13 protein-coding genes are annotated in these 13,137 nt (G+C 37.3%); 2 read left to right on the top strand and 11 right to left on the bottom strand.

The features are described 5' to 3' along the window. Positions 1-6: 6 nt before the first annotated feature. The gene (locus SUSAZ_04740; GenBank protein AHC51347.1) at positions 7-900 is read right to left on the bottom strand and encodes a 2-alkenal reductase; all 894 of its coding nucleotides are present in this window, start codon (positions 898-900) and stop codon (positions 7-9) included. 76 nt (positions 901-976) lie between these two features. On the opposite strand from SUSAZ_04740, the gene SUSAZ_04735 reads away from it, so the two are divergent. Further along, complete coding sequence (locus SUSAZ_04735) at positions 977-1,990, top strand: threonine synthase (GenBank protein ID AHC51346.1); 1,014 nt, start codon at positions 977-979, stop codon at positions 1,988-1,990. Between the two features lie 125 nt (positions 1,991-2,115). Here SUSAZ_04735 and SUSAZ_04730 read toward each other — a convergent pair whose 3' ends face one another. The 8 genes from SUSAZ_04730 to SUSAZ_04695 form a co-directional block, all read right to left on the bottom strand. After that, entirely contained in the window at positions 2,116-2,457 is a 342-nt protein-coding gene (locus SUSAZ_04730) for a hypothetical protein (GenBank protein AHC52468.1), read from the bottom strand. Beyond that, complete coding sequence (locus tag SUSAZ_04725; protein AHC51345.1) at positions 2,454-3,263, bottom strand: xanthine dehydrogenase accessory factor; 810 nt, start codon at positions 3,261-3,263, stop codon at positions 2,454-2,456. Before SUSAZ_04725 ends, SUSAZ_04730 begins: the two co-directional genes overlap by 4 nt. Positions 3,264-3,361: 98 nt before the next feature. Beyond that, complete coding sequence (locus SUSAZ_04720; protein ID AHC52467.1) at positions 3,362-3,514, bottom strand: hypothetical protein; 153 nt, start codon at positions 3,512-3,514, stop codon at positions 3,362-3,364. A 99-nt stretch (positions 3,515-3,613) separates the two neighbouring features. Then, positions 3,614-5,659: an aldehyde oxidase gene (locus SUSAZ_04715; protein ID AHC51344.1), complete on the bottom strand. Its 2,046-nt coding sequence runs from the start codon at positions 5,657-5,659 to the stop codon at positions 3,614-3,616. 36 nt (positions 5,660-5,695) lie between these two features. Then, positions 5,696-6,124, bottom strand: coding sequence for a hypothetical protein (locus SUSAZ_04710; GenBank protein ID AHC52466.1), 429 nt, complete (start codon positions 6,122-6,124; stop codon positions 5,696-5,698). A gap of 185 nt (positions 6,125-6,309) precedes the next feature. Next, positions 6,310-7,569 carry a hypothetical protein gene (locus SUSAZ_04705; GenBank protein ID AHC51343.1) on the bottom strand — a complete coding sequence of 420 codons (1,260 nt, stop codon included), beginning with the start codon at positions 7,567-7,569 and terminating at the stop codon, positions 6,310-6,312. Then, the gene (locus SUSAZ_04700; protein ID AHC51342.1) at positions 7,562-8,947 is read right to left on the bottom strand and encodes a peptidase U62 modulator of DNA gyrase; all 1,386 of its coding nucleotides are present in this window, start codon (positions 8,945-8,947) and stop codon (positions 7,562-7,564) included. Before SUSAZ_04700 ends, SUSAZ_04705 begins: the two co-directional genes overlap by 8 nt. Before the next feature lie 24 nt (positions 8,948-8,971). Then, positions 8,972-9,952 carry a deacetylase gene (locus SUSAZ_04695; protein AHC51341.1) on the bottom strand — a complete coding sequence of 327 codons (981 nt, stop codon included), beginning with the start codon at positions 9,950-9,952 and terminating at the stop codon, positions 8,972-8,974. Between the two features lie 35 nt (positions 9,953-9,987). Between SUSAZ_04695 and SUSAZ_04690 the strand changes: the two genes are divergently transcribed. Continuing rightward, complete coding sequence (locus tag SUSAZ_04690) at positions 9,988-11,046, top strand: X-pro aminopeptidase (GenBank protein AHC51340.1); 1,059 nt, start codon at positions 9,988-9,990, stop codon at positions 11,044-11,046. Here SUSAZ_04690 and SUSAZ_04685 read toward each other — a convergent pair. Next, entirely contained in the window at positions 11,036-12,175 is a 1,140-nt protein-coding gene (locus tag SUSAZ_04685) for a GntR family transcriptional regulator (GenBank protein ID AHC51339.1), read from the bottom strand. The genes SUSAZ_04690 and SUSAZ_04685 overlap by 11 nt on opposite strands. Continuing rightward, a complete protein-coding gene (locus tag SUSAZ_04680; protein AHC51338.1) occupies positions 12,148-13,101 on the bottom strand; it encodes an ornithine cyclodeaminase in 954 nt (317 codons plus the stop codon). Before SUSAZ_04680 ends, SUSAZ_04685 begins: the two co-directional genes overlap by 28 nt. Positions 13,102-13,137: the final 36 nt, after the last annotated feature.

The following is a 13,137-nucleotide window of genomic DNA, read 5'->3' as shown; positions in this document are numbered from 1 at the left end:
TTTGGTTCATGAGAGTTCTATAGGCTCGATGCTCATTTTAAGCTTATTCTTTCCCCTATAAACTCCCAGTTCTACTTGATCTAATCCCTTCTCCTCGATACCGGCAATAATATCTAACTGACTCTTCACCTTCTTACTATTTATCTCGTAAATTACATCTCCTCTCCTAATTCCAGCCTCATAAGCAGGGCTTCTGGGATCAACGTCTATCACTATTACCCCCTCATCTACTGACAAATTAAAATAGACTGCCATAGCTCTATTCAACTTTATTATTCTAACACCAATGTAGGGTCTGATATACCTCCCGTTTTTCTTTATGTTTTCTATGAAACTCATTACAAGTCTAGAAGGTATTGCAAATCCTATTCCCTGAGCGTATGGTATCATAGCAGTTATAACTCCAACTACTTCTCCCTTGGTATTAACCAGAGGACCTCCACTATTCCCTGGGTTTACTGCAGCATCAGTCTGTATAACATACAAGCTACTTCCAATTGGTGACTGAATAGTCCTATCCACACTACTAACTATACCAAATGTTGTACTATCTAGCCCCAAGGGGCTTCCCACTGCCAAAACGCCTTGACCTACCTTTACGTCATCAGTTAGTTTCAGAGGTGTTAAATCAAGGTCAGTCTTTATTAGGGCTAAGTCATTGAATGGGTTTACAGCAATAATTTCAGCCTCACCTCTGAAACCATCCCTCGTAATTATCATACTACTACTAGCCTGACCAATAACATGGTAAGATGTCATTATGAGACCTTTACCTATAGAAAATCCTGAGCCGAGTCCTTGTGCAACAGAGGGTTGAAGAAAATCATCTAAAGTTATTTGCTTAGTCAGAATGGTAACTACAGATTTTGATACATCGTCTACAACTGCTGAGAAGTCCATAGAAGAAATTTACGCCTTCAATCCTATTAAAGCTATTTGAGGTGAATTTAAGTTGGTAAGAAATCTGGCTATTAGTATGGTAAATATTAAATGCTCAAGGTGTGGAAAGGAAAGAGAAAGTTTACATGAAATAAAATGTAAAAAATGCGGTGGAGTATTTGAGGTAGAGATTGATTTTGAATTCAGAAAGGAAAATCTCAAGGATAATTTTCCCTATATAAAGGAATGGGTAACTTTAGGAGAGGGCAATACTCCACTTATTAGAAGGGAAAAAGTCTGGTTCAAACTGGATTTTTTAAACCCTACAGGTTCCTATAAGGACAGGGGAAGTGTCACACTAATCTCTTACTTGGCTTCTAATGGAATAAAGGATATAGTAGAGGACTCCTCAGGAAACGCAGGAGCATCAATTGCAGCTTACGGAAAAGCAGCAGGCATGAATGTAACTATTTTTGTCCCTGAGACAGCCAGGGGAAATAAGGTTAAACAGATAGAAGCTTATGGAGCAAAATTGATGAAAGTGAGCGGAACAAGAGATGACGTAACTAAGGCAGCAGAAAACTCAGGATCCTATTATGCCTCCCATGTATTTCAACCCCATTTCAGAGATGGAATCAGGAGCTTAGCTTATGAAATAGTCAGGGATCTAAATTGGAAAATTCCTGAGAAAGTATTCATACCGGTCTCTGCTGGTACACTCTTAATGGGAGTCTACTCTGGTTTCAAACATCTCATGGAAAGTGGTGTCATAGAAAAGATTCCTACCATAGTAGCTGTCCAGACTAAACAAGTCATGCCAGTTTGCGCTAAACTTAACAATTTGAGCTATACACCGCCAGCTAAAGTGACTTCAATAGCAGATGCGTTAGTCTCCACTAATCCAGCACTATTAGAGGAAATGACAGATGTGTTACAAAAGTATGGTGAGTGCAGAGTAGTAGATGATAACCAAATAATTGAAGCGTGGAATGAGCTTACTAAAATAGGCTTACTCGTTGAATATAGTTCCGCTACAGTTTATGCGTCCTTAAGAAAAGACGACGAAAATTCTGTCTTAGTACTTACAGGAAACGGGCTAAAGGTTTTATAAAGCCAAAGTGCCATTCAGAATATCTATGCATCTAGTAAGTTGAATTTTATTTGGAGGTAGACAACAGTATATCAGCCATAATTCTGGAGAGGAAAGCCATTAACAAATAGTACATAAGCAGAAATTCAAATGTAATACATTACACTCCACTTTGGTTTACATAATTTTTGCACATAACTAATAATTTCTGTTTCATTATTCTTCACATAATTTAGTATCTCGTTATCATCAAAACCTAACAAACGTAAATATTCCACTAAAAGCACACCTAAAACGCAGTCCCTTATTTTATAAGGGTCACCTTGAAATCCTTCTATAAAAATAGGATTTATATAAATTGTATGTCCTTTTGTTTCTACCACTTTATTCTTATTGTTTATCCTAAATGACGCCTTTACTGCAGACAGCTCCTTACCTGTCTTATTCTTCACCTTTTCCTTAATTTCATTTAATATCTCATCTATCATCCCTGTTCACTTAGTGCCTTGGGTATAAAGAAACATTTATCTTCAATTTTTCCCTGTAAAGCGTCCTCAACGAATTTATATGGATTCTTGACTTCTCTCAAGTGCTTAAGACTTCCACCACGTAGCACTAACATGATTTCTGCCAAAATACTTAATGCAATTTCCTCTGCAGTTTTAGAGCCAATATCAATCCCTACAGGTGCATACAGCCTATCCTTAAAGTCCTCCACTTTTAATCCTCTTTTTATTACCTCTGCTATTATCAATGCGCCTCTTTTTGCACTAGATAAAACACCTACATATTTGGCACCTTTTTTAAGGGCAATGTATGTAGCATAAGCATCATATGGTTTTCCTCCCTCATTTGCAACAATAACCATTGAATTACTGTCAACTATCTGTTCCAATGTCTCTATTTGATTTGAAATAAATGAGGTGAATGACTCAAATTCCTTCTCAGGCAAATCACCATTACCAACTACAGCAACATAATAGCCCATAGCACTTCCTAACTTAGCCAAAGACTTGGCAATCATTCCTGATCCAACTATTATTACTCCTGGTCTAGGTTCAATGGGCTCAATCACTACTCTGCCATAATTAGTGTTCACATCCACTTTAACATACTTCTCTAAAGACTCGTTTACAAGTTCACTTATTTCACTAGGTAGGTTACCAAGTAACGGTTTCCCATCAACAAATATCGTTCTCTCCACCTTGTCTTGTTTAAAAATACTTACTAGAGCAAACCGTTTTCCTTCTGCTCCAAGTTTTGCCATTAAAGGGAAGATCTCACATGAACTCATACTATAAAGTTTGCTCTCTAACAATAAAAATATTAATACCAATCTCTAAATACGCAACTTAATTATCAATTGTGATTGTTCTCAAAATAACAGCCGTATCATAAGGAAAAAATGTCATGATTTAAGGGAGAGGCTAATGGTTCACTGTTGACACAGGCAACTAATTTACACTTATCACCCTCACACTCGTACAAACCATATCCTGAAGTACAAGTAAACGTTTTTCTCACAGTATATGTTTTTCTAGGCATAGATAATGATAAAACTTTACCATTATATATATATTTTATTAAAATAAAAAACTCATACTTTAATCATACTGGAATATTTTAAAATTTTAATTTGAAATTTTAACATAGGTCTGAGAACGATATAGGAGTACCATTAAATCTTTTTTTCAATAACTTTTCAAGAGCTATAAATACGCTGGCTAAGGCTCCAGTTGTTCCCTCTTCCCCGACTCCTCTTGCCTTACTATCGTAAACTGTTGGGGTTTCAATTATTTCCAGGAAAACCTTATAGTCGGCATCAAGTGACGTAGGGACTCCTGCCTCAGCTATAGATGAATATATAGGATTACCGTTTTCGTCGAAAGGTGTTCCCTCTAGATATATTTGCGATAAACCTTGTAGAATTCCACCAACTATCTGACCTTCAACCTCGCTAGGAATTATAGCCCTACCCACATCGTCTATAGCGTAGTACTCAAGAACCTTTGGCTTACACATTTCTCTGTCAAAGTCTACAACTGCAATATGAACACCGGGAGAGTAGATATCTTCAGCCTTCGCAAATACCTCATACTCTATATAACCATCTGAATTGATTGCATCGTTCAAACTCATATTCCTTTTTCTTAGATCAGAAAGTAATTCTTTGCACGCCTTTATTACAGCTAGTCCCCCAGCTGAGGCAGACCTACTTCCAAAGCTACCAACTCCCTCCTTCAATGATAGCGTATCGTTAACTTTGACCTCAATCATGTCTGGCGAAATACCTAAAGTCTCTGAGGCTAAAATCGAAAACGTAGTTTTATGAGCCTGACCATGTGGACCGGTCCCCACAAAAATCTCAACTTTTCCCTTTCCTACTCTAACTTTAGCGCCCTCACCAGGGGAGTTCCTCACTACAGTGGAGAAAAATACTAAAGCTACTCCCTTGTCCTTATATTTATTTTTGACCATATTATAAGTCTCCTTTCCCTTGAGAAATAGTTCCTTATATCCTGCCTTGTCAATTTTATAACCTAAAGGCGTAGTGTGATTACCCTCTATTAAGTTCATCTCCCTGATTTCTATAGAATCCTTCCCTATTTTTTCAGCAAACTCTTCAATAAGTGTCTCTGTAATTAATACAGCCTCTGGTCTACCAGCTCCCCTATAAGGACCTGTAGGAGGTTTATTCGTATATACAGCCAGAGCTCTAAATTTGGAGAATCTAGTTCTGTAAACATTGCCTATGAGACCTGCAATAAATGATGGAGTAGTGGTATTTATTGAATATGCATATGCTCCAAGATCTACAGCTATCTCTCCTTCAAATCCCAGTATTGTACCGTCTCTTTTCCCATAGAGTCTGACTTTAGATTTGACTCCTCTGCCTTGAGTGGGATTTGTTAAATGATCCCTTCTAGTCTCTATCCATTTAACGGGTTTTTTAAGAATTATTGAAGCAATTGAAGCCAAGACATATTCTGCGTGTGCAGGAACCTTGTTTCCGAATCCACCGCCTACGTTAGGAGCTGACCTCACAACAATGTTCTCGGGCTGTAAACCAATTACCTCCTGTAAATCACTTTTCACTCTAAAGGATGACTGGAAACTACCTATGAGATTGAGAGTGCTTCCGTCATAATATGCAACTAAGCCTTTAGGTTCCATAGGATTAGCGACTAATCTGTCCTGGTTTAATTCCCTCTCAATAACAACATCAGCATTCAATTTCTGTTCTAAATCTCCTCCCGCAATTTCAGTATCTAAAGCAATATTTCCATCTGGATGAATTTTCACCTCGTTTTTCAATGCGTCTTCTAAAGACAAAACGGGAGTTAACGGGTCGTAATCTATAGAAACCTCTTCAATCTTGTCCTCAATCTCATACCTGTCCTTTACTATAAAGGCGACTATTGGCTGACCTACAAAGTTAACCACGCCATTTGCAAGAACGGGCATTCTCACTATATTCTTAGCCCTTCTATCAGGTCTGGCAGGAATAAATGATTTCACTCTATCCTGAGTAAGAAATAATTCCACCCCTGAGGGCTCTGTGATTCCTTTAATAATCCCTCTTGCATAGGTGGACCTTACCACACCAAGGTAAACCATATCGTTAAGGACTAAATCGTCAATATATCTTGAATTACCACTTATGATCTCATGATGTTCCTTTAGTCGCATGAAAAATTTTCTACGTCCTACTTATTTAAACTTTTATTAAAACCTAATAGAGAGAAATCCTAAACCGGCTAAATATAATATAACTGAGTAAATGCATATTGATAAAGCCTGCACGAGAAAGGCAATTCTCTTCTTAAATCCTATTAGGAACATGAAAATTGAAGTTGCGTAAACGCCTATTATTGGAGTTAAGAAGAGAAAGATGGTAACTCCAAATGACTTAATGTACTTCTCATATGTCTTACCCTTACTAGCAATCCAGTTAAAGAACTTAGGAAATCTCCTAGAGATATACTCAGCAAAACTTAGAAGTATAGGTATCGGTAAAAGATTAAACGTGGAGCACGTTATTATGGCTATCAATGGATCTAATCCAATAGCTAAACCAATGGGATAAGCAACAAGTAATTCACCCACCGGAGACACAGCTGTCAGTCCCACAATCAGTAGCTTCAATAGTTCCATATCATGTATTTGTAAAGCCTCCTAAAAACATATAATGAGAGACAAAGATTTCTGAGAGGAGCAAGTTTTACCACAAAGGACATAATACACAATGATATACTTCACTGTCATAAATAAGAGAAAAAAGTATTGATGAGAGGAGTACAGTCAAGGTCTTTCAGTAAATTTACGGAGTGAAAAAACTCTTATTTGGAACTGCTTATATTTACATTTTCTACTAGAATGAAAGGGGAATAAGTGGGAAGTGTAGCATCCCACCATCTTATACCGTATTTCTCCTTAGATAGCGCTTTAACATTTCTTAATATATTAGGTAATGTATCAGAGATTCTTATCCTATCCGCAACTCCAATAGGCTTCCCGTCTTTATATACGACTACCGCATCCCTACCTACTGTGGAGAAACTTCCCTCGTAGTAGTTTTGGAATCTTGTATACCATACGTTATTAAGAAGTATCACGTTTCCTGAAGTCATACTTTCTACTTTCATATTTCCTTCCTGCAAGTCTATCGCAAAAGCATTTGGACTGATGATCCCTGCATTACCAGTGCTCTTTTGTCCCATGAGCTGACCTAACTCATTATTAAATAGAAGGGACTGGAATATGCCTGAATCTATAATCTTCTTGTCCCTTGTAAATTCAGCTTCATCATCAAATGATCTAATTCCTGCTCTTATTGGTATATCTGAAATAGTAAGTAGATCACTGGCAATCCTGTCGCCTACTTTAAATTTAGCTAAGAATGATGAACCTGTTATTACGCTAAAGGCTGAGGCAAAATCGGCAAAGAACCCCATTAGGTTTGCTACAACTAAAGGTGACATAACAACATCGTATTTTCCGTCGTCTAACTTCACTCTATTAGTTATTGAGGCGAATTCTACAGCTTTCTTTATAGTGTCTTTTAGATCATTAGGGGATTCGGAGAAAAATGCCCATTGACCTGAATATTCTTTATTAAACGCCCTTACATACCCATCAATTTTATATCGTCTTTCTGAACCGTTGAAGCCATATGAGGTAACTAGATTCGTAGTGGTTTCATACACACTAATTACCCCTGATATAGGCAATTCTGCCTTTCCTATCTCAGAAATGATACCATCTATCTTCTCTTTTTCCACAATTTCTCCCAAATTTTCATTGTTTTGATCTATCACAAACTCCCTGTCGTTTTTGGATAAAATTGGGTATAATTGAGCTCCTGATGAGACCTCAAAACCATTCTTAGCCTCTTCTACGTTCAAGTCTGTGCCTGAGTACATAAAATACCTATTTCCTTTTCTCACTATTATTCCGTAATTTACATCAATTAACTTTTGGACAGTTGCCACTTCACTGTCTACAAATTTTATTAACAGTCTCTTAACCTTGTTCTCGCCTACTTCAACCTCATCAAATCCTTTAAGTTTATTGAGAGCTGAAATTAGGTTCTCATTCATTTCCTCTCACCTTTATAACTACGTTTCTTATTCTCATGTTTGGACCTCCTAACCATACAGGAATACCCTGATCAGGGTCGCCTTTACCACACGTTCCTCCGAAAAATTCAAGAGATTTATCAACTGCATCTATTGACATTAATACATCAAATGTTCTTCCCTCGAAGACAGGGAATAGAACTGGTTCACCAATTTCTCCATTCCTTATCTCATAAGTCTCCAATCCTACATATCTCTGACCTATCCTTAAATCGTCTATATTCCATTCCATGTAAGATTTAAAATATATTCCGTCTTTTATGTCCTCAATCAACTCTTGAAATGAGTAGTCACCTGGCTTAAAATAAGTATTAGACATTCTCACTAAAGGTTCCCTATTGAAAGCTGATGCTCTAGCTGAGCCATTACTCTGCACACCAAACTTATTTGCCGAGAATCTATCCTGTAAGAGTTCATTTATAATTCCGTTTTTAATGAGGTGTTTTGGTCGAGCCTTCACTCCCTCATCGTCTATTTTATAGTATCCTAAACCACCATCGACCAGAGGGTTGTCCATAACATTAACTGCCTCACTACCTATTCGTTCTCCGATCTTTCTACCTACAAGGTAGCTTAGTCCTGCCTGTGCTGACTCTCTACCTAATATCCTGTCAGCCTCAAAAGGATGCCCTACAGATTCATGAGCCATAATTCCTGACAACTCATTACTGAAAACCACGTCCTTCCTTCCTGGAGTTACCGATTTTCCCTTTACCAATACGTTGTCTACTGACTTTAATTTATTTTCTAAATGACCATATGGATCTTTTTCTTTGATTAGCTCGTAACCACCACTTCCACCAACTGCCTCTGAGAATATTGTAGCAGATCTATTCTCATATGTCAAGGTTATCGAATAAAATAGTCTAACTCGCGGAATCTTACTGTTTATCTCTGTACCGTCTTCAAAAACTATCTCCTTATCTTCAATGCTATCCATGTAATAGATGGTAGAGGATACTATCTTAGACCTAAGATCTAAAGAGTATATACTCTTAGCCAACTCACTTAACTCCTTCATTTTGTCTTGGACAGGAATATCCAATAGATTGATCTTTTGGGTAACTTCATACTTACCTGCTTCTCTACTTTCTTCACTAATACCTTTCTCCCACCCCTTTACCTTCAGCTTACTGGCAGTTAAGTGCTCTGGTTTATCTGATGATGAAAAGTAAAGGTAGTTTTCATCGAATACCCTTACTGAATATCCCTCATTAACACTTTTAATATATCCAACAGGACTACCATTCAAAATTATTATTTGGGAATGAGAATTTCTCTGTTTTCTTAATTCAACATACTTGAAAGATGAAAACCGTTTTAGTAGATTAGAAAGCATGAATAATTATCCTTTAATTAGAATTTATATTTTCCAGTAATCTCTTAGTATCCTTCTTGCTTGGTACAAAGTATCCTTAAATTTACTCCTTACCGAATCACTGCTAGGATTCTTCTGGTAAGAAACGTTTTCGTTCTCAAGACCATTTACAAAAGCTCTTGAGCCTCTCTCGAGCCCTATAGTATATCCGCCTTCTAACACTGCAAATCTTTTATATCCTCTACTCAAGAGCCCAAGGTTGTAATAAGTCCATTCTGTTGCTCTTAAATTTGCTAAACCGTCATTTTCAAATCCATCAAAACCTGCAGAATATACGATGTAACTGGGTTTGTAGTCATCGATAACTGATTGTATAATTGGAATTAGTTCCTCATAAAGATCGTCGCCACCTAAAGGAGGAATAATGAGGTTTATTTTAGTTCCCCTAGCCTCTCTCCCTCCAATCATATCAGGAAAACCCGTACCAGGATACAATGTTCTAGGATCTTGATGGATGTCAATGTGGACTACATCTGGGTTTTCCCAAAATATTTCCTGCGTACCATTACCGTAATGAACATCAAAATCTATAATTAAAACCCTCTTCAATTTCAGTTTTACAATCGGATATGCAACATTGTTAAATATGCAGAAACCTAATGTAGGTGCTCCCATAGCCCTCCCTGATACACCTGCGTGATGACCAGGAGGCCTTACCAAGGCAAATGCATCATTCTGAAATGCAACATAAGAGCCACCTAATGCCAATAACGCTGAAGACCACGTAAACTCATTGGTGTATGTATCCGCGTCTAATGGCTCTCCCATCTGTGATGCCACTTTTACCAGCTTAACATAATCCTCATTATGGATTAGTCTTACATCTTCCTCACTAACTGGTTTAGGTTTAATGACTGTCCTACCCTCTAATGCCTTAAGAACTATTTTTAGCCTTTCAGGGTTCTCGACATGATACACTGATGATTTATGCTTTAAATATGTTTCATCATAAATGAGTGATATCATGATGTAACCATTTATATACTCTTATTCAATATAAAATTTCTATGAGGAGCAAATTAGAGCGGGTCAGAGACGAGTTAAGAGCTAGAAATATAGACTATCTTATACTTGCCCCAGGTAGTAACATGATGTATTTGACGGGCTTCAATGAGGAACAAATGGAGAGACCTCTATTCTATATCGTGACACAAAATGAGGAGTTCTTTGTTGTACCTAAGTTATATGAGGAGCAACTAAGTAACCATAATTTGATAATTTATACTGACGGGGAGAATCCCTTTAAGAAGATCCCTATACAAAAGGGTAGAGTGGTGGCTATTGATGATACAATGTGGTCCTCCTTCACAATAGATATCCTAAACTATTTCTCGCCATCACAACTAGTTAAATCAAGTGAAGTTTTGAAAGAAATAAGAATGATAAAGAGTCATGAGGAAATAGAGATACTAAGGGAAGGTGTAAAGATAGCAGAGGAGGCATTCTTAGAGACAATTAACTTAATTAGAGAGGGAATGAAGGAAGTTGAGATCACCAACTTGTTAATTCAAAAATTTTCAGAGAGAGGTGTAAAACCATCTTTCGAGCCAATTATAACCTCTGGTCCTAATACGTCGATGCCTCATCTAAGAGCAACAAATAGAAAGGTCGCTAGGAATGAAGTGATCATATTTGATTTTGGAATTAGATATAAGGGGTATGCGACTGATACCACAAGAGTAGTAAGTATAGGAAAGCCGAATGAGGATGTTTTAAAAATCCATGAAATAGTTAGGGAAGCACAGGAGAGAGCTGAGGAGTATGTAAGTGAAAAAGTTGAGACTTCAGAAGTAGATAAGATAGCCAGACAGACTATTTCTAAGTACGGCTTTGGGGCTTATTTTATACATAGAACTGGACATGGAATAGGTATTGATGTACATGAAGACCCATATATTTCGTCAGACTATAAGAGACCAATTAAGAATAACATGATATTCACCATTGAGCCTGGGATATATTTGCCTGGAGAATTTGGAATAAGAATAGAGGATATGGTGTTTGTGAAAGATAAGGGAATATCAATGAACAAACTTGATAAAAATATTTTCACACTCTAATCCATGCATCTCTTAGTCTTTTAACACCTTCCTTTATCTGTTCCTCAGTAGCCACAGAAATGCTGAGTCTAGCCATAGTTTCACCCCCTCTAAGATAAAAGGGCTTTGCAGGAACGAAGCTTAAACCTAGTTTCACTGCTTCGTTGAAGACTTTCCAACTGTCCTTTTTCAAGTCTAGCAGTAAGAAAAATCCGCATTGCGGTTCATTGAAGTCCTTAAAACCTTTGTCATGTAAGGAGTCTATTAGAGTTTTCATTTTCTCCTTATAATGAGAGTGAAGATTTTTCCTTCTCTCCCTTACAATACCTTTCTTCAGTAATCTGGCTATAACAAACTGATTAATTGTAGATGTAGAGAAATCCATTTGCTCTATTAAGGAGATCTTATTACTCACTTCCTCCGAGGACGATACTATAAACCCTACCCTTAAACCTGGTGCTATGATCTTGCTAAAAGAGCTTATGTATATCACTCTTCCGCTCCTATCTAAACTCTTAATAGTCATAGGAGTCACGCCAGCGATGGGCTTATATGGATCGTCCTCCAGTATGTAGAAATCGTATTTATCAGCTAATTCCACCAAGATCTTTCTCCTTTCCTCACACATAGTTACACCAGCAGGATTGTGGCAATTAGGGATAACGTACAGTAGCCTTATCTTACCCACTTTTAATAAAAGTTCTAGTTCGTCAATCTTGATTCCACCCTCGTCTAGGGATACTGGTAAGACTACGTTACTTCTCAACTTTAATGGGGTAAATGTCTCTATGAATGTGGGATTTTCTACTGCTATGGTATCGTCCTCAAGAAAATATTTAGCTAACAACTCAACTGCATGTTGTGCTCCACTAGTAACTACAACATTTCCTTTGATACCTGAGTCAATATATGGGAGAAAATTGTTTTCTATTTCCTTTTTTAGCTCTTCTTGACCTCCTGCACCAGGATAAAATAAAACTTTGGACCCAAATTCCTCTAAAACTTCGTCATAGGCTTGCCTTATCTCCTTTATGGGCATTAATCTAGGATCTGGAGTTCCGCTGGCTAAATTTATCTCAACTTTCTTTGCTATTTGAGAACCCATCTCTACAGGTGATAATTCTATTTCTTTTCCAATTCTTGAGACCATTTTCCCCTAAGATCTATTTCAACTCCTAACCCATATTTCTTTGCTTTTTCATAGAGTAATTTCATGGTAGCTACATCCTCAAGTCCGATACCAGTAGATTTGAAAATTGTTATCTCGTCATCGCTTCTTCTACCCACTTTCCCGTTGATCACATCTGAAATTAAAACCACCTTATTCCAATCGAGCATTTTCATCTTTTCAGCTAGTATCAGATCCCCTGCCTCCTCTTTAGTCTGTTCTAAATCTTCCACCGCGATTAATGATGAAGCTTTTATAACTTCAGGAAAGAGTTCCGCCCTTTCAGGGAGATTTGAACCTAAAGCGTTGATATGGGTACCGTGGTTCAAGAATTCAAGTTTTAAGAAGGGATCTTTAGAACTGGTAATAGTCACAATAACCTCTGATGTGGAGCATAATTCTTTATAGTCCTTTGCTGGAATAACGTTTAATCCTTGTGATTGGAGCCTCTTAATGTTTTTATCGGTTTTCTCCTTGCTGATTGCCCTAATCGTAACCCCTTTCTTCAGTTCATTAAACGACTTTACCTGAAATTCTCCCTGTTTACCTAGACCAATAATACCAACTGAAGTATAATTCCTATTTGCTAAATAATCACTGACTAAAACTGAAAGTATTCCAGTTCTAATCCTACTTAGTAGGTCTGCCTCTACAACAAGGACAATATCGCCGTCTAAACTATATAATACGCCTAAATATGTGCCTTTTATAAATACTTTGAAACCAAGGTAATTATCAAAAGCTCCAGCCTGATAAGTCATAACACTGCCATGAAATATGGTTCTAATCCTTTTTGTGTTGGAGGCGTTCTTGTTAGATAAGTATTTAAAAGCCTTTTCTAGCGAATCGTATATATCTTTGAAGTTCACTAGTTTCTCTACGTCAACTTCTCGCAACAATATAGCCAACTTCTCCCCTATAAATTATGCCTTATGGCTTAAAAG

It is taken from the genome of Sulfolobus acidocaldarius SUSAZ, assembly GCA_000508305.1.
Lineage (GTDB): Archaea > Thermoproteota > Thermoprotei_A > Sulfolobales > Sulfolobaceae > Sulfolobus > Sulfolobus acidocaldarius_A.
Note: the sequence above shows the minus strand (reverse complement) of the source record. Positions and strands in the feature narration are given on the sequence as shown.

What these genes read in the sequence shown, in the direction of transcription:
- SUSAZ_04685 (AHC51339.1), bottom strand. Translation starts at nt 12,175, where the DNA reads ATGGTCTCAAGAATTGGAAAAGAAATAGAATTATCACCTGTAGAGATG.
- SUSAZ_04700 (AHC51342.1), bottom strand. Translation starts at nt 8,947, where the DNA reads ATGCTTTCTAATCTACTAAAACGGTTTTCATCTTTCAAGTATGTTGAA.
- SUSAZ_04715 (AHC51344.1), bottom strand. Translation starts at nt 5,659, where the DNA reads ATGCGACTAAAGGAACATCATGAGATCATAAGTGGTAATTCAAGATAT.
- SUSAZ_04705 (AHC51343.1), bottom strand. Translation starts at nt 7,569, where the DNA reads ATGAATGAGAACCTAATTTCAGCTCTCAATAAACTTAAAGGATTTGAT.
- SUSAZ_04735 (AHC51346.1), top strand. Translation starts at nt 977, where the DNA reads ATGGTAAATATTAAATGCTCAAGGTGTGGAAAGGAAAGAGAAAGTTTA.
- SUSAZ_04695 (AHC51341.1), bottom strand. Translation starts at nt 9,952, where the DNA reads ATGATATCACTCATTTATGATGAAACATATTTAAAGCATAAATCATCA.
- SUSAZ_04740 (AHC51347.1), bottom strand. Translation starts at nt 900, where the DNA reads ATGGACTTCTCAGCAGTTGTAGACGATGTATCAAAATCTGTAGTTACC.
- SUSAZ_04720 (AHC52467.1), bottom strand. Translation starts at nt 3,514, where the DNA reads ATGCCTAGAAAAACATATACTGTGAGAAAAACGTTTACTTGTACTTCA.
- SUSAZ_04710 (AHC52466.1), bottom strand. Translation starts at nt 6,124, where the DNA reads ATGGAACTATTGAAGCTACTGATTGTGGGACTGACAGCTGTGTCTCCG.
- SUSAZ_04725 (AHC51345.1), bottom strand. Translation starts at nt 3,263, where the DNA reads ATGAGTTCATGTGAGATCTTCCCTTTAATGGCAAAACTTGGAGCAGAA.
- SUSAZ_04730 (AHC52468.1), bottom strand. Translation starts at nt 2,457, where the DNA reads ATGATAGATGAGATATTAAATGAAATTAAGGAAAAGGTGAAGAATAAG.